Origin of the sequence: Rhodococcus sp. 7Tela_A2 (genome assembly GCF_049311045.1) — a bacterium.
Classification (GTDB): domain Bacteria; phylum Actinomycetota; class Actinomycetes; order Mycobacteriales; family Mycobacteriaceae; genus Rhodococcus.
Genome location: NZ_JAXION010000088.1, coordinates 1 through 18,876, shown reverse-complemented (window position 1 = coordinate 18,876; position 18,876 = coordinate 1). Strand labels below are relative to the sequence as shown.

Below are 18,876 nucleotides of genomic sequence, written 5' to 3'. Positions count from 1 at the left end.
AGCGTACGTGCCGAATCCGTGATCGTCGGCTTCGTTTCGGCGGTCTTCGGCGTGCTCGCCGGATGTGGTCTCGCTGCCGCGGTCGTCGCGGGGGCCCCCCCCCCCGGCCGGGGCGGCCCCCCCCCCCCCCCCCCCCCGGGCCCCCCGGCGGGGGGGGGGGCCCGCCCTTCGGGCGTCGTGCGCTCTACTTGATGTTCTGCTTCATCTCGTCGAGTTTCATCAGCACCGGCCACCCACCGACACTGAGCGCGTTTCCGTGCCCGGTCTGGTGGATGTCGAACACCGACTGAACGGCTGCGTAGAAACCCTGCACGTCGAGCGTCTGATTGACAGCCCGCTTCGCCTGCCGCAGACCGAACGGCGGCATCCGGGCGATCTGCTCGGCGAGTTCGCGAACCTCGGCATCGAGACGATCCCGGGGCACGACCTTGTTGACCATCCCGGTCTTCTCCGCCTCGTCCGCGGTCACGGGGCGGCCGGTGAACAGAATCTCCTTGGCCTTGCGCGGGCCGAGTTCCCAGGTGTGGCCGTGGTATTCGACACCGCCGATGCCCATCATCACGACCGGGTCGGAGAACGAAGCGTCCTCCGACGCGACGATGAGATCGCACGGCCAGCACAGCAGCAGGCCACCCGCGATACACCTGCCCTGGACGGCGGCGATGGACGGCTTGGGAATGTTCCGCCACCGCATCGAGTATTCGAGGTACCGGCGGGACTCGGTCGAATAGATCATCTCGAGCGTGATCTTGTCGGGGACGGGGCCCCCACCACGCATGTCGTGGCCCGCCGAGAAGTGCTTGCCCTCCGCTCGGAGGACGATCACCGACACCTCGGGATCGTCGCCGGCCTTCCGCCATGCTTCGTCGAGTTCGTCGAGAAGAGCAGCATTCTGGGCGTTCGCGGCGTCAGGCCGGTTGAGCGTGATCGTCGCGATCTTGTCCTCGACCTCGTACAGGATGTACATGTCGGGCTCCTCATCCACGGGGAAGGCCGAGCACCCGCTCGGCGATGATGTTCCTCTGAATTTCCGACGTGCCGCCCGCGATGGTGCCGGCGAAACTCCGGACGAAACGTTCGAACCAGCTGGACGAGAAGTTGTCGAGATTCCACGGCACGTACGCCGACGTGGTGGCGGGATGGACGAGCCCTTCCGCACCGGCGGCGTCGAGCGCGTACTCGGCACCGTTCTGCACCGCTTCGGAACCGAGCAGCTTGAGTACCGACAATGCCGGTACATCCTGGTTGCCGCGCGATTCACGCACCAGCGCAGCCGAACCGAGAAGTTTCAGTGCCTGATGGTCCATGACGAGACTGGCGAACCGGTCGCGATCGAGCACCGTCTGCGGGCGGAAATCCTCGACGAGGTCCTGCAGCCGATCCGAGAAGCTGAGCCACAGCAGCGTCCGCTCGTGGCCGAGCGAACCGTTGGCGACCTTCCAGCCGCCGTTCAGCTCTCCGATGAGGTTTTCCGCGGGCACCCGGACGTCGGTGAAGAACACCTCGTTGAAGTCCCGATCGTCGCCGTCCGCGATCGAGGGGAACGGACGCCGCACGACACCCGGGGTGTCGGTCGGGATCAGCAGAACGCTGATGCCCTTGTGCTTCGGCGCATCCGGGTCGGTGCGCACGAACGTCAGCAGCACGTCGGCGTCGTGCGCACCGGAGGTCCATACCTTCTGTCCGTTGACGACGAAGTGGTCGCCGTCGAGCACGGCACGGGTACGCAGCGAGGCGAGGTCGGATCCGGCGCCCGGTTCGCTCATACCGAGAGCCGCGGTGATTTCGGCGCGCAGGATGGGAATCGCCCAGTTCTTCTTCTGCTCTTCCGACCCGAACGACAGCAGGGACGCCGCGATGATCCCGAGGCCCTGAGGGTTGAAGCTGTGATAGATCCGCCGCTTCGACAACTCTTCGAGGTGCACGTACTGCTGCAGAATCGTCGCGTTCCGGCCACCGAATTCCGGTGGGTTGGCCGGCAGCAGCCATCCGTGGTCGAACTGGGTGCGCTGCCACCTGCGAGCCCACTCCGGTACGTCGGCACTCGAGTGGGCGCGCTCGGCGGCCTCCGACTCGTCGGGAAGGTTGTCTTCGAGGAACGCGACGAACTCGGCGCGGAACTCCTCGACATCGGAATCAAACGAAAGTTGCACGGTACTCCTCGGCGATCAGCGCCCGGTGCTCCGACGCGGACCCGAGCATGTGCTCGGCTGCGCGAGCGCGCTTGAGCGCGAACTGAAGGTCGTTCTCCCAGGTGAAGCCCATCGCACCGAACAGCTGGAGGCCGCTGCGGAAGACGAGCGATTGGCACTCCCCCGCAGCCGCTTTCGCCATGGAGGCAGCCAGCCTGCGGCGGGGATCGTTCTCGGCGACGGTGAGCGCCGCGAAGTACGCCAGTGCCCGGGCACGCTGGATTGCGACGTGCATGTCGGTCGCCCGGTGCTTGACCGCCTGGAACGACCCGATCGGCACACCGAACTGCTGACGGTTGCGCACGTGGTCGAGCGCGAGGTCCAGAACGCGTTGGCACGCACCGACTGTGGACAGTGCGAGACCGGTGAGCGCGATATGGCGCGCTCCCTCGACATCGATCCCGGTCCGGGGTTCGCCCTCGACCCGCACACCGTCGAACGACAGATCCGCGACGTGGAGAACCGGATCGAAGACCGGACTGCGTCTCGCCGCAACCTTGTCGGCGTCGACGGTGAAGACGCCGGCCTCGGTCACGACGGCGAGTTGCTCGGCCCTGTCACCGTCGAGCACACGCAGCGCTGTTCCGTGGAGGACCCAGCCTGTCGAGTCGCGGTAGGCCTTCACACCCTCGTAGACCGCGGCCCCTGCACGATCGGGTCCGGTCACCCCCGCGAGCGGGGCGAACTGTGTCGTCGTCGCCAGGAACGGAGTGGGGTCGGTTGCCCGTCCGAGTTCCTCGATGACGATGGCGAGTTCGACCGCCGACTCGGGATCGGCGAGTTCGGTCCATCCCATCCCCACGTACGTCTTCCACAGGGGTGCCGGATCGGCACCGCTGTCGACCACGGCACGTACGAGAGTGGGTGGACATTCCTTCGCCGTCACTTCACGGACGGTTTTTTGCCACAACTGCTGATCGGAGTCGAACTCGAAGAGCATTCCGGCATGCCTCCTTGCCAGTGCTGCAATGCACAATTGGAGTGAGAATAACATTCTCTTATGAAGATAGTAAGAGTCTCATGTTCGCGTCCGGAGGGTACTGTTGCTACCCCGAAGTGTCCCTACCCTCCGGTACAGTGCTCCTATGTCCACCCCACGTGACGAAGCGCAGTCCCAGCGGTGACCGGCCCGAGCGAAGAGCCGGCCTGGAAGCAGCGGGCAGTCGAGCGGTCGATCCGGACCGCGAAGCTGCGCGCCGAGCAGCGCGTACAGCGTTTCCTCGACGCAGCACAGGCGATCATCACCGAAAAGGGAAGCACCGACTTCACCGTCCAGGAAGTCGTCGACCGGTCGAAGCAGTCGCTCCGCAGCTTCTACCTGCAGTTCGACGGGAAGCACGAGCTTCTGCTCGCGCTGTTCGAGGACGCGCTCGGTCGCTCGGCCGACCAGATCCGCGCCGCTGCGGCGGGCGAAGACGACCCCCTCGACCAGCTTCGCGTCGCCGTGGAGTTGCTCTTCGAATCGTCGCGCCCGGACCCGACGGCCCAGCGTCCCCTGTTCACCGATTTCGCGCCCCAGCTGCTGCTCACGCATCCCGCCGAGGTCAAGGTGGCACACGCGGCGATGCTCACGCTGTTCACGGAACTCATGGAAAAGGTCGACGCCGCAGGAAAGATGCGCGCCGGAGCCAACCCGAAACGCATGGCCGCGATGACGATGCAGACCGTGATGTTCATCGCACAGTCCAGCGGTGGAGACGACACAGCCCGCGCGATTACCGCCGACGAGGTATGGGCTTTCTGTTCCGAAGGCTTCGCTGCTCGCTGACGAGAATCGTATTCTCAAACTCGGTCAATTCGCTTACACTCGGCGTGTGCCCGAGCTCTGGAACGATCTCCTCAACTGCCTCGACCTACGCGCGTGCCCCTCGGACGAAGCCCGAGACGACGTCACGCTCTTCGACGGAGCCAACCTGCAACTGGAGTATCACCGGTTGTTCGGAGGGCAACTCCTCGGACAGTTCGTGCGCGCCGCGCAACTCTCCTGCCCCGAGAAGAGCATCAAGTCGCTGCACGCGGTGTTCGCCCGTGAGGGACGCGCGGACGAACCCGTGCGGTACGACGTCACCCGGCAGCACGAGGGTCGTTCGTTCGCGACCCTGACAGCGGTCGCACGGCAATCGCGCGGCGTTCTCGCGACCGCGTCGGTGTCCATGCACGCACACGAAGACGGTCCCGACCTCCAGACCACCGATGCGGTGCCCGGAGTCTTGCCGGCCGACACCCGTACCGAATTCTCGCTGATCCCGTGGGAAACACGTACGACCACGGATCTCGCGGATCCCGGAGTCTCGGCCCCGGAGTTCGAAATGTGGATGCGCACACCCGAAGTCGACTCCGTCTATGCGCCGGCGCTCGCCGCGTACGCGACCGACCTCAATCTCATCGGCACCGCGCTGCTCGGGATCGACGGTTTCGACCACACCGGCAACGGAACGAAGTTCACGTCGGCGGTCACGTCGCACAATCTCTGGTTCCACCGCCCATTCCGCAGCGACGAATGGCTGTTGCTGCGCCAGCACAGTCCCGTGCTGACCCACGGCCGCTGCTTCGGCCGTGGCGATGTCCTCACCGAAGGCGGTTCCCTGGTCGCCTCGTACGCGCAGGAAGCGCTCGTTCGCCTCCCCGTATAGGTCTCGTTGCAGAACAACCCTTTTCGCGTGGTACCCGTAGATACCGAGGTGTGAAGTGGAAGAGTCTCCCGTGTCCGGGCCGATCGGCACCGCAGTCGCTCCGGACGGGGAGAACACCCGTCCCCTGCGGGTGGTTCAATGGGCAACCGGAAACATCGGCACACGTGCCCTCCGGGCGGTGATCGATCATCCGGCGCTCACCCTCGCGGGCGTGTACGTCCACAGCGACGACAAGGCCGGACGTGACGCCGGGGAGTTGTGCGGACGCGACACGGTGGGCGTGCGTGCCACCAGGAAGATCGACGACATCCTGGCCCTGGGTGCCGATTGCGTCCTGTACATGCCGTTGAGATTCGATCTCGACGAAGTCTGCCGGATCCTCGCGTCGGGAACGCACGTCGTCACCACACGTGGGGAGTTCCATCATCCGAGGACCATGGATCCGGCGCTGCGTGCTGCCGTCGAGGAAGCGTGCACGCTCGGCGGCACATCGATCCACAGCACCGGGAGCAGTCCGGGTTTCGTCACCGAAGCCGTGCCGCTCGTCCTCGCGTCCATTCAGCGCCGTCTCGAGCACCTGGCCATCGACGAGTACGCCGACCTGTCACAACGTAATTCGCCCGGAATCCTGTTCGAAGTCATGGGTTTCGGTGGTCCGGCCGGAGACTTCGCGGACGCCCGCCTCGCCCACGTACAGTCCAACTTCGGTCCGTCCCTCTCCGCACTGGCCGACGCACTCGGAGTTTCTCTCGACTCGGTCGAAGCGTCCGGCGAGGTGGCGGTCGCCCGGCACTCGGTGACCATCGCGGCAGGAACGATCGAAGCGGGGACCGTCGCCGCCCAGAGAATCACCGTGTCGGGCATGAAGGACGGCCGAGAACTCATGCGGTTCCGCCCCACCTGGTACTGCACCGACGATCTCGATGCGGACTGGGATCTTCATTCCACCGGGTGGCACATCTCCGTCGACGGCGACGCCCCCCTCGACATCGAGATGCGGTTCCCGGTCCCGCTCGAGCGGATGAGCGAGGTGTCGCCGTCGTACACGGCCAACCGCGCGGTGAACGCGATTCCCGCGGTGTGTGCGGCGGCGCCCGGCATCCGGACCACCGTCGACTTGCCCCTGATCGTTCCCGAGTTCAGCTGACCGGTCCACGGGAGACGGCACCGGCGCCGAAGATCAACTGTTCGGCGGCCGCGTACGCGTCACTGCTGCCGTCCGCGACCGAATCCGCCAGGTCCCCGAGCGCCGGATGTGTGCGGAGCAGTGTGTGGGCAAGCGAGAGGATCTGGGCCCGGGCGCGCGCACTCCGTCGTTCCGGGGTGTCGGCGCGCTGGTGCGCCTCGATGGCGTCGAGCAACTCCGGGATCCCTGCTCCGGTGGAGGCGACCAGCTTGAGGATCGGTACCTTCGCCTCGGTCCGGAGATCCCGGACGGTCTGATCCGCGCCTTCCCGATCGGCCTTGTTGACCACGAGAAGGTCGGCGACTTCGAGCAATCCTGCCTTCGCGGCCTGAACGGTGTCTCCACCACCGGGATTGAGTATCACCACCGTGGGATCGGCGACCGAGGCGATCTCGATCTCCGATTGGCCGACGCCCACTGTCTCGAGCACGATCACGTCGTAGGCCAAGGCGGCGAGCAGGCGGATCGCAGCCGGCACCGCAGCCGCGAGCCCACCGAGATGCCCACGCGAGGCCACGGAACGGATGAGCACGTCACGGTCGTGGACGTGCTCGGCCATCCTGATGCGGTCACCGAGAAGGGCGCCGCCGCTGTACGGCGACGACGGGTCCACCGCCAGGACCGCGACCCGCAGCCCGCGCGCCCGGTACCCGGCGACCATCGCACCGACAGTGGTGGACTTGCCTGCCCCGGGTGGGCCGGTGACACCGACCACCCGAGTGGTGGCCGGCCCCAGAGCCTCGAGCACCTCGTTGCGACGCGGGCTCTCGACCAGACTCAGCAGCCGCCCTGCGGCGCGCGGAGATCCTCCGCGCGCCGCAGTGAGCAGATCGGCGATGTTCGCTGTGCCGGAACCACTCAAGGCGCAGGCACCTCGATGACGGTGGCCGAGCCCATACCTCCGCCCGCACACATCGCCGCGACACCGATGCCGCCGCCGCGACGGCGCAACTCGTGGACGAGCGTGACCAGCATCCGGGCACCGGTTGCCGCGACGGGATGGCCGAGCGAGCAACCGCTGCCGCTCGTGTTGACCTTCTCGGGGTCCAGGTCGAGCAGCTTGATGCATGCGACGCACTGCGCGGCGAATGCTTCGTTGATCTCGAAGAGGTCGACGTCGGCGATGGACAGTCCGGCGCGGGCGAGCGCCTTCGGGATCGCTTCGACGGGTGCGAGACCGGTGATGGCCGGATCGACACCGACCGAGGCCCAAGCGCGCACGGTGCCGAGCGCCGGCAGGCCGAGGTCGCTGCTGGCGATGGCGAGTGCCGCCGCGGCGTCGTTACCGCCACTGGAGTTGCCCGCGGTGATGCCGAAGCCCTCGATCTCGGGGTGCAGCACCTTCAGCGAGGCGAGCTTCTCGAGGCTGGTGTCGCGGCGGGGATGCTCGTCGACGGAGAACAGGCCGTGCGGCGTCTCGATGGGAACGATCTCTTCCTTGAACCGTCCCTCGTCGATCGCCCGCAGTGCCATCTGATGGGACCGGAACGCCCAGGCGTCCATCTCTTCCCGGGTCACGCCTGCCTTGACCGCGGCATTCCAGCCGACGGTGATGGACATGTCGCGGTTGGGCGCGTCGGGCTGGTCGGGGTGGGTGGGCGACATCCACGGCACCCACTCGTCACCCTGCCGGACCATCGACCGCGGAGAGGTGGAGGCGGAGTTCACGCCTCCGGCGATCACGAGCTGGTCCATGCCGGCACGAATCCCTGCCGCGGCGGTCTGCACCGCGGCGAGGCCCGCCGCGCAGTGCCGGTTGTGGGACAAACCGGGTACGGAGACGAGCCCGGAGGTAAGCGCTGCATGACGCGCGATCACGCCGCCGCCGTACAGGCCTTCACCGAGGATCACGTCGTCGATGAGGCTCTTGTCGAGGTCCTCCGCGGTGGCCGACACCACGTGATGGGCGAGCTCGAATGCGGTGGTGTCACGAAGAGTGCCCTTCATGGCGGTACCGATCGGGGTACGCAGTGCAGAGACTATGACGGCTTCAGGCATGGGTGTTCTCCAGTTCGGCGAGTAGGTTGCGGCGCAAAAGTTTTCCTGTTTCGGTCTTCGGAAGCTCGTCGCGGAACACAATCGTGTCCGGTGTCTTGGACGAGCGCAGCCGGTCCTTGACCCATTGGCGGACTTCTTCGGGGTCCGCGGAGCCGACGAGTACGGCGACGAGGCGCTGACCCCATTCCGCGTCGGAGACACCGATGACGGCAGCTTCGGTGACCCCGGGATGAGCGAGCAGCACGTCCTCGATCTCGGCGGGGGCGATGTTCTCGCCGCCCCGGATGATGGTGTCGTCGGACCGGCCCTCCACGAAGAGGTAGCCGTCGCTGTCGAGGTGCCCGAGGTCGCGGGTGGAGAACCAGCCCTCGCCGTCGAGGACGCTCCGGTTGCCGTATTCGCCGGAGATCTGTTCCCCGCGAACGTAGATCAGGCCGCTGTGACCCGGTTCCACCGGCTCTCCGTCTTCGGTGCGGATCTCGATCTCGATGCCGGGCAGCGGACGTCCGACGGAGCCGAGCCGTTCGCGGACTGCGGGATCGTCGGAAGCGAAGGCCACCCGGTGGTCGTCGGGGCCGAGCACGGCGATCGACGACGCGGTCTCGGTGAGCCCGTAGGCATTGACGAATCCCGTGTGCGGGAACACCCGCAACGCATGTTCGAGGACCGGACGCGGCGTCCGGGACCCGCCGTAGGCAAGGCTGGCGAGCGAGGGCGTGGCCGCCTCGTCGTCGCCGAGTTCGGCGACGATGCGCGCGAGCATGGTCGGCACGAGCATGGCGTGGGTGACCTTCTCGCGACGGACGGTGTCGAGCCACACCTTGGGGTCGAATGCGGCGAGATAGACCACCCTGCGTCCTGTGTAGAAGTTCGACAGGAGGTTGGTCAGTCCCGCGATGTGGTACGGCGGGACCGACACGAGCGACGCGTCGGTCTCGGCGGCCGAGGCGAACTCCATCGTGTTGAGAACGTATGCCAGCAGATGGCGGTGCCGCAGGATTGCGGGCTTCGGATCCGAAGTCGTGCCACTCGTGTAGATGATGGCCGCGACCGCGTCACCGTCCCACTGACCTTCCAGGTCGGACGTGTCGACCTCGCCGAGCGCATCGTCGGTGAGCGCGTCCAGGTCGGCCTCGTCGAGGACGAGTGCCCCCGGGTGCCGATCCTTCAGTGCGGTGAGTTGCTGCTCCCCGAGCCGATAGTTGAGGGGGACGAACGGCACACCGGCCAGAGCCGCGCCGAAGAGGGCGACGGGGTACGCGAGATGGTTCGCTCCCGAATACAGGACCGCCGGATGATTCCGGAAGCCGACGGCAGCGCGGCGTGCCAGAGTGTCGAGGCGCGCGGCCGTCAGCGTGCGATCGCCGACGGTCGCCACCGCCCGATCGCCGTTGCTTGCGGCCATTTCTAGAATCATGCTTAGGTTCATGAGAACATTATTCTCACAGGTGCAGAGCCGCAGTTGCAAGAAGGGAAATCGAGATGCAGGTAGAAGGTAGCTCCGCGATCGTCGTCGGCGGTACGGGTGGGCTCGGTCAGGCCACCGTTCGTCGTCTCCACGCAGCCGGCGCCAAGGTCGTCATCGCCGACGTCAACGACGAAAAAGGCAAAGAACTCGAGCAGGAACTGGGAGTTCGTTACGTCAGCACCGATGCCGGTGACGAGGATTCGGTCTCGGCCGCAATCGCAGAGGCCCAGTCGCTGGCACCGCTCCGCATCTCGGTGGACTGCCACGGCGGACCCGCCGGCGGTGGCCGTCTCGTCGGCAAGGACGGCAGCGCGATGCCGCTCGAGGCCTTCACGAAGACGATCCAGTCGTACCTGACCTCGACCTTCAACGTCATGCGTCTCGCCGCCGCTGCGATCGCCCAGCAGGATCCGTTCGACGAGGAAGGCAGCCGCGGCGTCATCATCAACACCGCGTCGATCGCCGGATACGAAGGCCAGATCGGCCAGCTTCCCTACGCAGCAGCCAAGGGCGGGGTCATCGGCATGACCCTCGTCGCCGCGCGTGACCTTTCTCCGCTGGGGATCCGGGTGAACACCATCGCGCCCGGAACCATCCTCACTCCGGCGTACGGCAAGGCGGGCGATCAGCTCGAGGCGTACTGGGGCCCGCAGGTGCCGCACCCCAAGCGCATGGGACGTCCGAACGAATACGCGACGCTGGTCGCCTCGATCGTCGAGAACGACTACCTCAACGGTGAGGTCATCCGCCTCGACGGCGCCCTGAGGTTCCCGCCGAAGTGAGCCGGCTCGACGGGAAGGTCGCATTCGTCGCCGGCGCGAGCCGGGGGATCGGCGCGGCGATCGCCGTGGCACTCGCCGACGCAGGCGCCACGGTCGCGGTTGCCGCACGGTCCGAACGAGAAGGCAAGCTCCCGGGCACGATCCACTCGGTCGCCGAACGGATCACACACGCCGGCGGACGTGCGATTCCCGTTCCGTGCGATGTCACCGACGAACAGTCGGTCGACGAGGCGATCACCGCGACCGTCGAGACATTCGGCGGGCTCGACATCCTCGTCGCCAACGCCGGCGTGCTGTGGATGGGGCCGATCGAATCGACGCCCGCGAAGCGGTGGCAATTGTGCCTGGACGTCAACCTCACGGGCGTGTTCACGGTGACGAAGGCGGCGATCCCGCACCTGCGCGCCCGCGGGGGAGGATCCATGATCGCGGTGACCACGAATGGCGTCACCATGATCGACCGCGGCGCCAACGCATACTGGGTGTCGAAGGCAGGTGTCGAACGCCTCTACACCGGCCTCGCGGCCGACCTGAAGGCAGACAATATCGCGGTCAACTGCCTGGCACCGTCGCGCGTCGTCCTCACCGAAGGATGGACAGCCGGCGGCGGCGGACGGACGATCCCGCCGGAAATGGTGGAGCCACCCGAGACGATGGGCGCTGCCGCAGTCCTTCTGGCAGCGCAGGACTCGACGGGTATCTCGGGCACGATTTCCCAGTCCGAAGTGCTGATCCCGCAACGCCGGTAACTCTCGCAACGACAGCGGTCCGGCCACCGGTGCCGACTCCGTAGCACCACCGATCCACCACCACAGAGGTCCCGGTCATCCACAGGATGACCGGGACCTTCGTCGTCGTGTGGGTGGTGCGCCCCTCCAGGGGTCGGGCTCTTCTCCTCCCGGTAGTGACACGAGATGCCCCCGGATCCTTGCCGTCGAACCTTAGAGAGACTATGGTTCTCGCAATCCGGAAGCCCATTCTGGAATTGGAGAGTTGGAGGCTGTCCGCGCGCCGAGGACACCTCCCCCCCGAACCGGACCGCGCCCTGTACCACCGGGGTCGTGACATCCGGTGCCGAACCATGCTGTGCATCAATTTGTTTCACACAGAATCGAGGTTGTTCATGAAGGTGGAAGTGGACGCACATCGTTGTCAGGGACACACGCTGTGTGCCATGGCTGCGCCGGAACTGTTCGAGTTGAGCGACATCGACGGACACGCCACCGCCGTGGACGCCGAAGTCTCCGCCGACCGCGAGGAGACCGCGAGGGAAGCCGCCCGCAGTTGCCCCGAACAGGCGATCACCATTCTCTGACGTCCCATCCGTATCGCGATCACCGCACGACGAGAGGGCTAGGCCATGAGTGTCGACGACGCCGTCACCGACTCCAGTCACCGGACACCTGTTTTCCAGTTCGACCGGCACGCACCGGATTACCGCGACAACTTTCTGAGCATCACCGACGAAATGCACTCCAAGTGCCCGGTGGCGTGGTCCGACACCCACGGTGGCCACTGGGTCGCCGCCGGCAGCGACGAAGTATTCGCGCTCACCCGTTCTGCGGACATCTCCAACGATCACGACGTCAAGGGGGTCCGGCGCGGTTACAAGGGGATCATGATCCCCTCTGCGGCCAGGGCGTCCGGAGTCCGGGGCGGCATCCTCGAAATGGACGATCCCGAGCACCGCGAGTTTCGCGCGGTGCTCAATCCCTACCTGTCCCCCGCCGCGATCAAGAAGTGGATCGCACCGATCGACGAGGTGATCCGGGCCTGTCTCGACGAGAAGATCGAGTCCGGTGAGATCGACTTCATCGACGACCTCGTGAACATCGTCCCCGCAGTGATCACCCTCGCGATGCTGGGAATTCCCGTCGCCAAGTGGCAGGTGTACTGCGAGCCTGTCCACGCCGCCATGTACACCCCGCCCGATTCGCCCGACGTCCCCCGCGTGGCAGAGCTGCACCGCAACATGGGACTGGACCTTCTCGCGAACCTTCACGAAATCCGGGAGAACCCTCGCCCCGGCATGGTCGACGCGGTCGCCCGCGCCACCGTCAACGGTGAAAAGCCGGACGATCTCGAACTTCTCGGTGTTCTCAGCCTGCTCATCGGCGGCGGATTCGACACCACCACCGCGTTGACGTCCCACGCACTCGAATGGCTGTCCCAGAATCCTGATCAGCGTGAAATCCTCAGCACCGAGCGGGAGAGGCTGCTCGACTCGGCGACCGAAGAGTTCCTGCGTTTCTTCTGCCCCTCCGCCGGCGACGGCCGCACTTTCTCCGCCGACGTCGATCTCGGCGGTGTGCAGTTCAAAGAGGGCGAACGGGTCTGGCTCTCGTGGGCGATGGCGAATCGCGATCCGGAGCTGTTCGACGACCCTCACAGCATCGATCTCGAACGTACCGGCAACCGGCACTTCAGTTTCGGGCTGGGCGTGCACCGCTGTATCGGGTCCAACCTGGCTCGCATCATGTTCAAGCGGATGCTGGTCGCGGTGCTCGACCGCATGCCGGACTTCCGGTGCGACCCGGAAGGCACCGTCCATTACGACTCCATCGGAGTCATCCAGGGCATGCGCAAGCTCCCCGCCACCTTCACGCCCGGCACCCGGCTCGGTCCCGGCCTGGAGGAGACCCTCGCCGAACTCCAGCGGGTGGTCGACGAACAGGAACTCGCCGCGCCCGTGACGGCCAACAAGTAGCAACGTCGACGCGTCGCCGGTTCGCCTCTGTAGACACACGCGGGCCGGTCACGGAAGAGGAATCGATGAATATCGACGATATGGTGATGATCAGCATCGACGACCACGTCGTGGAGCCAGCTGACATCTTCGAAAAGCATTTCCCCAAGAGCCTCATGGATCAGGCACCGCGCCTGACCGCCCATCCGCGCAACCCCAACGTGCAAGCCTGGCTGTTCCAGGACACGGTGGTCGGCAGCTCCGGCCTCAACGCCGTCGTCTCCTGGCCCAAGAGCGAATGGGGCATGGACCCCACCGGATACGCCGAAATGCGCCCCGGCGTCTACGACATGGACATGCGCGTGCGCGACATGGATGCCAACGGCACCCTCGCCGCCACACTGTTCGCCACCTTCCCCGGCTTCGCCGGCACCCACCTGGCGAGCCTTCCCGACAAGAAGCTGTCTCTCGCCGCCTGTAAGGCGTTCAACGACTGGGTGGTCGGCGAAGTCCCCAACGCCCACGCCGGACGGTTCATCCCGCTCGGGATCATCCCGTTCTTCGACGTCGACGAATCCGTCAAGGAGATCGCGCGACTCGCCGCCATGGGCTGCCGCTCGATCAGCATCCCCGAAACCCCGTACGGCGTCGGCGAAGGGTTTCCCGACTTCAAGTCCGGCTACTGGGACCCGATCTTCAAGGCCTGCGTCGACCACAACATCGTGCTCAGCCTGCACATCGGCGGGGGAATCAACCTCGTCAAGCGTCCCGAAGGCTTCAACATCGACGACATGCTGATGCTGACACCGCTGATCTCGACCATCGCCGCCACCGACATCATGCTCAGCGGAGCGTTCCGGAAGTTCCCGAATCTCAAGGTCGCCATGAGCGAGGGCGGCGTGGGCTGGGTGGCTCCGTGGCTCGACCGTCTCGAGCGGCACATCGTCAACCAGTCCTGGACGGGAGCGAGCTTCCTGCCCACGGGCACGACCCCGACGGACGTGTGGCGCAGCAACTTCCTGGCGTGCTACATCACCGAGCCGAGCGGCCTGAACAATCGCGCACACCTGGGCATCGACACCATCGCGTGGGAGTGCGACTACCCGCACTCGGATTCGACCTGGCCGAACTCACCGGAAATCCTGAAAGCCGAGCTGGATCGAGCACGCTGCACCGACGAGGAGATCGACAAGATCACGTTCGGAAATGCCGCGCGGTTCTTCGAGTGGGATCCGTTCGCCCACATCCCTCGTGAGCAGGCGACGGTCGGTGCTCTGCGCGCCCGGGCCACGGACGTCGACATCAGCGAAACCTCCAAGACCGAGTACCGCCGCCGCTACGAACTCGCCCAGTCGTAAGCGGCGACCGCCGACCGAAAAGGAAACACGACATGACAGATACTCCGCAGCTCGATGGCAAGGTTGCCATCGTCACCGGCGCCGGAGGCGGCATCGGGCGGGCCTACTCCCGGGGACTCGCCGAAGCCGGCGCAGCCGTGGTGCTTGCCGACGTCAACATCGAGTCCGCCACAGCGGCTGCCGACGAACTGACGGCCGCGGGACATCGCGCACTCGCCGTCGCCGTCGACGTCCGGGACGAAACGAGCACCGGTGAGATGGCGGCCACGGCGGCCGCGCACTTCGGGTCCGTCGACATCCTGGTGAACAATGCCGGACTGATGGCCGAAGTGGTCGGCGAGGGCTCTCTCACCACCATGGACATAGACCTCTGGAACCGCACGCTCGCCGTCAACCTCACCGGTCCCCTGCTCTGCAGCCGCGCCGTAGTTCCCTATATGAAGGAACGCGGCTACGGCAAGATCGTGAACCAGTCGTCGAGCGGCGCCTTCATGGCCGCCCAGGCCTACGGCATCACCAAACTGGGCCTGGTGAGCATGACCGTGTCGCTGGCACGCGAACTGGCGCCGTTCGGTATCCGCGTGAACGCGATCGCACCGGGAATGGTCAACACCGAGGCCGGGTCGATCGCCTCGCCGCCCGAGCTCAAGGAGATGGTCAAGCACGCCATCCCGTTCCCCTTCGGCGAACCGGAGGAGCTGATTCCCGGGCTCCTGTATCTGGTCTCGTCCGGCAGCGACTGGGTGACCGGCCACACCCTCAACATCGACGGCGGCTGGGTCGTACGAGTCTGATGCTGCTGTCCTTCAATACTTCTCGTAGAAAGTGAACGCATGAAGAACTACCTGCTCGTCGAATCACATCCCTCTCACCCCGAGCGTCTCGAGGAATTCAATCGGTGGTACGACGAGGTCCATATCCCCGAGGTTGTAGCACTCGACGGATTCGTCGGCGCCATCCGCCGGGCGCGGGCCGACCCCGACGGGGGACCGTCGGTCACCATCTACGAACTCGACGGTGACCCACAGGCCGCCAAGGACAATGTGCATGCGGCCGCGGCGGCGAAGCAGCTGAACATGTCCGACTCGCTGAGCTACGGCCCGATTCCGAAGATGCGCATCCTCGCGCTGCAATCGGAATACTCCAAGCCGCGCGTATAGCGCATCACGAACTGCGGGGGCGACGAAAACCCCTGTGCCACGGGCGGGGACGCGACAGCGTCCTCGCCCTTCGCGCTTCGCGGCTGTGGTTTACTTTCGGGCTCAGCACTCCCCGAGGTCACCCCGGGAGCGCCGCACCCCCAAGGCGGCGGCGAGCACGGCACACTGCTCGTCGAAGAAGCCCTGCGCCACACGCTTTCTCGACGCTACGAGATCGAAACCGTGGAATGCGCCCTCGACGATGTGGAATCCGCACGGCACTCCCGCCGATGCCAACCGGTCGGCGTACTCGCGATTCTCCGCGAAGAACAGATCGTGTGAACCCACACCGATCCACGCTGGAGGAAGATCGCCGAGGTCGTCACGTCGCGCCGGCACCGCTTCGCTCCGGTCGGCAGCGCCGAGGTAGCTTTCCCACCCGAACCGATTCGACCTCTCGTCCCACAAACGGGTGTGCCGCGGTCCGGCACCGGTGCGATCGTCGAGCATCGGGTACACCAGCAACTGGAAAACCGGCGGTGGGATCTCCAGGTCACGAGCGCGGAACGCGAGCGCGGCAGCAAGTCCCCCGCCTGCGCTCGCACCGCCGATCGCAATCCGCGAGGCATCCACTTCCGGACGCCGGGTCAGCCACTCGTAGATCCGGCCGCAGTCCTCGACCGGGACCGGATACGAATGTTCCGGTGCAAGCCGGTACTCGACCGAGGCCACCGTGATTCCGAGTTCCTCCGCGAACCGCCGGCAGAGTGCGTCGTCCTGTGCGGCGCGCCCGAACACGTACCCACCGCCGTGAATCCAGAGCAGGGCGGGCCCTGGTTCGTCACCCCGAGCGGCCGACGGACGGAACCAGCGGACGGCGACACCGGGTTCGAGCACATAGACATCCGGATCTTTGCCACGGATCGCGCGAGTGAGCGTGCGCAGCACCGGCAGCGACCTCGGAGTGACCGTCCGGCGGGGTGCAAGCAGCGCGATCCACCGCAGATCGGGATGGAATCCAGGTAGCGAACGCAGGCGATCGATCAAGAATCACCTCGGTCGGCAACCGGCATTGTTGATCTCCTTGTCGTTCCGGGTCCGGCGATAATAGACGCATCGAGACGGGCACCGGGTGCTCGGTGCCCAGTGCCCGCCTCGATGCCCGCTAATCAGGACTTTGCGGCAGTCAGCTTTGCGATGTTGGACTGGAAGTCCGCGCTCTGGAACGTCATCTCCTCGGCACTCATCGCGTAGTCGAGTGTCGCCAGCACAGCCCGCTCGAGATGAATGTTGAGCAGTCTCTTGGTGGCCTCGATAGCCTTTTGTGGCTGCTCCGAAATGCGCTTGGCGCACGCGAGCGCCTCGCTCAGCGGGTCGGCGACGACGTGGTTCGCCAGGCCCAGTTGGCAGGCACGTTCGGCAGGAATCCGCTGGCCACTGAACGCGAACTCCTTGGCCTGCAGCAAGCTGATCTGGAGCGGCCACGTCAGGGGGCCACCGTCGGCGGCGACCAAACCGACCTGGACGTGGGGGTCCGCCAGGTACGACTTCTCGCCCATGTAGACCATGTCGCTGAGCGCGACCAGACTGCAGCCCAGACCCACGGCCGGACCGTTGACCGCCGCGATCACGGGAATGCGGCACCGTGCCATTCCGAGCACGATCTCCCGGCCGTCGGCGATCGTCTTCGCCCGCAGGTCCGCGTCTTTCGCCAGTTCGGCGAGGTAGGTGAAGTCGCCACCGGCGGAGAATGCCCGGCCGGCACCGGTGATCACCGCAGCACGCGCGTCGCGGTCGGCGCTCAGGCGCGGCCACAACCGGGCCAGTCCCTCGTGCAGGGGATCGTTGACGGCGTTGAGGTCGTCGGGCCGGTTGAGGGTGATGATCCGCAGGGAACCATCGGCCCTGACGTCGATTTCGTCGGGCATGCCGTACATGTCAGACCCCCAATCCGAGGATGCGTGAAGCGATGATGTTCTTCTGGATCTGCGAGGTGCCGCCCATGACACTCTGTGCCCGGCTGTACATGTACGACCCCAGCAGCTCGGGATCGCGGGTACCGGCCACGGACAAGGCCGCGTGCCCGACCGACTGGTCGACCCACGTCATGAGCAGCTTGTCGAGCGAGCCCTCCGACCCGTGCGAGACGCCGTCGAGCTGTTCGGACAACCGGCGCCGCACGTGCAGTCGCAACATCTCCGATTGCACAGCGGCCCAGGCCAGGTCCTCGGGCGGCCTGCCCTCGACACGGGCGGCGAGCTGGCGGACGAGCTTGCCGTAGCGCGCCGCGAATCCGAGCGTGGACGGTTCCCGCTCGTGACCGACGACCGTCATCGCCACACGCCAGCCTTCGCCGGGCGCACCGACCATCCGGTCCGCAGGAACCCGGGCGCCGTCGAACAGCACCTGCCCGAATTCCTTGGTGACGCCACTGATCATCTTCAGGGGCCGCTGCTCGATCCCGTCCTGGTGCATGTCGACGATGAACGCCGAAATCCCCTTGTGCCGAGGCGCCGTCGGATCGGTGCGCGCGAGCAGCAGGCACCAGTCCGCCACATCGGAATAACTCGTCCAGACCTTGTGCCCGTGCAGGACGTATTCGTCGCCGTCTCGCGTGGCGGTGGTCGTGAGCGACGCCAGGTCGGAGCCGGCACCGGGTTCGCTGAAGCCCTGGCACCACCGCTCGGTCCCGTTGATCATCCCCGGCAGGAACCGATCGCACAGTTCTTCACCGGCGTGGTGGCCGAGCCCCACGACGAGGTAACCCAGGCTGGGTCGCGGCGGCGCACCCGCGATGGCGAGTTCCTCGTCGAGGATCACATCGTATACGGGCGGCAGGTCTTGTCCGCCATGCTTTTCCGGCCAGGACAAACCGAAGAATCCGGCGCCGTACAGTGCCTGGTGCCAGTCACCCTGGCGAGCCCAGTACTCGTCGCCCGAGGTGGGGAACGTGCCGGCTACCTGAGCGAGCCACGTGCGCAGGCGTTCGCGGAAGGCTGCTTCGTCCGGCGAGTCACGAAAGTCCAAGGTCGATCTCCTCCAGGCTCACGGGGAACAGTTCGGTGGACGTCAGCGCCCGCCGCAGATAGACGTGCTCGATGCACTCCCAGGTGTTGCCGATGCCGCCGTGCACCTGGACGGCGGTTTCGCACACCGTGCGTGCCGCTCGCGCGCAGTAGATCTTCGCGATGCGCGCTGCGCGGACCGCGTCGGCCGGAGCAAGCTCGTCGACCGCCCACGCCGCGTGACGCAGCACGCTGATCGATCCTTCGATCAGCGCTTGGCTCTCGGCGAGCAGGTGCGCCACGGCCTGATACGAGCCGATCGCCTTGCCGTACTGCTCGCGAATCTTGGCGTACTCGATCGCGACAGTCTGCGCTCCGCGGGCCGTGGGGGGCCCCGCGGCCCCCCCCCCCCCCCCCCCCCCCCCCCCC

At 66.2% G+C, this 18,876-nt stretch carries 20 protein-coding genes; 10 read left to right on the top strand and 10 right to left on the bottom strand.

Annotated elements, in window-relative coordinates; all coding sequences use genetic code 11:
* Nucleotides 1–184: 184 nt before the first annotated feature.
* The 3 genes from TVH25_RS15800 to TVH25_RS15790 are packed head-to-tail and all read right to left on the bottom strand — an operon-like array spanning nt 185 to nt 3,132.
* Nucleotides 185–967 (bottom strand): enoyl-CoA hydratase, encoded by a 783-nt coding sequence (locus TVH25_RS15800; protein WP_296550695.1) that lies wholly within the window; start codon nt 965–967, stop codon nt 185–187.
* A gap of 10 nt (nt 968–977) precedes the next feature.
* Nucleotides 978–2,153 carry an acyl-CoA dehydrogenase family protein gene (locus TVH25_RS15795; RefSeq protein ID WP_169651552.1) on the bottom strand — a complete coding sequence of 392 codons (1,176 nt, stop codon included), beginning with the start codon at nt 2,151–2,153 and terminating at the stop codon, nt 978–980.
* Complete coding sequence (locus tag TVH25_RS15790) at nt 2,137–3,132, bottom strand: acyl-CoA dehydrogenase family protein (protein WP_169622007.1); 996 nt, start codon at nt 3,130–3,132, stop codon at nt 2,137–2,139. Before TVH25_RS15790 ends, TVH25_RS15795 begins: the two co-directional genes overlap by 17 nt.
* A 180-nt stretch (nt 3,133–3,312) precedes the next feature.
* Here TVH25_RS15790 and TVH25_RS15785 point away from each other — a divergent pair, with 180 nt between their 5' ends.
* From TVH25_RS15785 to TVH25_RS15775, 3 genes are read left to right on the top strand one after another with little or no spacing between them, the layout of a single operon-like run.
* Complete coding sequence (locus TVH25_RS15785) at nt 3,313–3,960, top strand: TetR/AcrR family transcriptional regulator (RefSeq protein WP_169622006.1); 648 nt, start codon at nt 3,313–3,315, stop codon at nt 3,958–3,960.
* Between the two features lie 46 nt (nt 3,961–4,006).
* A complete protein-coding gene (locus TVH25_RS15780; RefSeq protein ID WP_169622005.1) occupies nt 4,007–4,825 on the top strand; it encodes an acyl-CoA thioesterase in 819 nt (272 codons plus the stop codon).
* A gap of 55 nt (nt 4,826–4,880) precedes the next feature.
* Nucleotides 4,881–5,972 (top strand): dihydrodipicolinate reductase, encoded by a 1,092-nt coding sequence (locus TVH25_RS15775; RefSeq protein WP_422424765.1) that lies wholly within the window; start codon nt 4,881–4,883, stop codon nt 5,970–5,972.
* Here TVH25_RS15775 and meaB read toward each other — a convergent pair.
* From meaB to TVH25_RS15760, 3 genes are read right to left on the bottom strand one after another with little or no spacing between them, the layout of a single operon-like run.
* Nucleotides 5,965–6,873: a methylmalonyl Co-A mutase-associated GTPase MeaB gene (meaB, locus tag TVH25_RS15770; RefSeq protein WP_422424763.1), complete on the bottom strand. Its 909-nt coding sequence runs from the start codon at nt 6,871–6,873 to the stop codon at nt 5,965–5,967. The two genes, TVH25_RS15775 and meaB, sit on opposite strands and share 8 nt — an antisense overlap.
* Complete coding sequence (locus TVH25_RS15765) at nt 6,870–8,009, bottom strand: thiolase family protein (protein ID WP_169622004.1); 1,140 nt, start codon at nt 8,007–8,009, stop codon at nt 6,870–6,872. Before TVH25_RS15765 ends, meaB begins: the two co-directional genes overlap by 4 nt.
* Entirely contained in the window at nt 8,002–9,438 is a 1,437-nt protein-coding gene (locus TVH25_RS15760) for a class I adenylate-forming enzyme family protein (protein ID WP_169622003.1), read from the bottom strand. The genes TVH25_RS15765 and TVH25_RS15760 overlap by 8 nt, the downstream gene beginning before the upstream one ends.
* 53 nt (nt 9,439–9,491) lie before the next feature.
* Between TVH25_RS15760 and TVH25_RS15755 the strand changes: the two genes are divergently transcribed.
* The 7 genes from TVH25_RS15755 to TVH25_RS15725 all read left to right on the top strand — a co-directional run bounded on the left by TVH25_RS15755 (nt 9,492) and on the right by TVH25_RS15725 (nt 15,463).
* Nucleotides 9,492–10,259: an SDR family NAD(P)-dependent oxidoreductase gene (locus TVH25_RS15755; RefSeq protein ID WP_169622002.1), complete on the top strand. Its 768-nt coding sequence runs from the start codon at nt 9,492–9,494 to the stop codon at nt 10,257–10,259.
* The gene (locus TVH25_RS15750; RefSeq protein WP_296550692.1) at nt 10,256–11,008 is read left to right on the top strand and encodes an SDR family NAD(P)-dependent oxidoreductase; all 753 of its coding nucleotides are present in this window, start codon (nt 10,256–10,258) and stop codon (nt 11,006–11,008) included. The genes TVH25_RS15755 and TVH25_RS15750 overlap by 4 nt, the downstream gene beginning before the upstream one ends.
* A gap of 374 nt (nt 11,009–11,382) precedes the next feature.
* Nucleotides 11,383–11,574, top strand: a complete 192-nt coding sequence (locus TVH25_RS15745; RefSeq protein WP_169622000.1) for a ferredoxin — start codon at nt 11,383–11,385, stop codon at nt 11,572–11,574.
* A gap of 45 nt (nt 11,575–11,619) precedes the next feature.
* Nucleotides 11,620–12,966: a cytochrome P450 gene (locus TVH25_RS15740; RefSeq protein WP_422424760.1), complete on the top strand. Its 1,347-nt coding sequence runs from the start codon at nt 11,620–11,622 to the stop codon at nt 12,964–12,966.
* Between the two features lie 65 nt (nt 12,967–13,031).
* Nucleotides 13,032–14,303, top strand: coding sequence for an amidohydrolase family protein (locus TVH25_RS15735; RefSeq protein WP_422424758.1), 1,272 nt, complete (start codon nt 13,032–13,034; stop codon nt 14,301–14,303).
* Between the two features lie 32 nt (nt 14,304–14,335).
* Entirely contained in the window at nt 14,336–15,097 is a 762-nt protein-coding gene (locus tag TVH25_RS15730; protein ID WP_296550689.1) for an SDR family oxidoreductase, read from the top strand.
* 39 nt (nt 15,098–15,136) lie between these two features.
* Nucleotides 15,137–15,463 (top strand): hypothetical protein, encoded by a 327-nt coding sequence (locus TVH25_RS15725; RefSeq protein WP_422424756.1) that lies wholly within the window; start codon nt 15,137–15,139, stop codon nt 15,461–15,463.
* Nucleotides 15,464–15,565: 102 nt separating this feature from the next.
* Here TVH25_RS15725 and TVH25_RS15720 read toward each other — a convergent pair whose 3' ends face one another.
* The 4 genes from TVH25_RS15720 to TVH25_RS15705 all read right to left on the bottom strand — a co-directional run.
* Nucleotides 15,566–16,489, bottom strand: a complete 924-nt coding sequence (locus tag TVH25_RS15720; RefSeq protein WP_422424754.1) for an alpha/beta hydrolase — start codon at nt 16,487–16,489, stop codon at nt 15,566–15,568.
* Between the two features lie 122 nt (nt 16,490–16,611).
* Nucleotides 16,612–17,379 carry an enoyl-CoA hydratase/isomerase family protein gene (locus TVH25_RS15715; protein WP_422424752.1) on the bottom strand — a complete coding sequence of 256 codons (768 nt, stop codon included), beginning with the start codon at nt 17,377–17,379 and terminating at the stop codon, nt 16,612–16,614.
* A 1-nt stretch (nt 17,380) separates the two neighbouring features.
* Nucleotides 17,381–18,469 (bottom strand): acyl-CoA dehydrogenase family protein, encoded by a 1,089-nt coding sequence (locus TVH25_RS15710; RefSeq protein ID WP_169651559.1) that lies wholly within the window; start codon nt 18,467–18,469, stop codon nt 17,381–17,383.
* Nucleotides 18,456–18,876: acyl-CoA dehydrogenase family protein (locus tag TVH25_RS15705; protein ID WP_422424749.1), on the bottom strand; the 421-nt coding region annotated here is incomplete at its 5' end. The genes TVH25_RS15705 and TVH25_RS15710, both read right to left, overlap by 14 nt.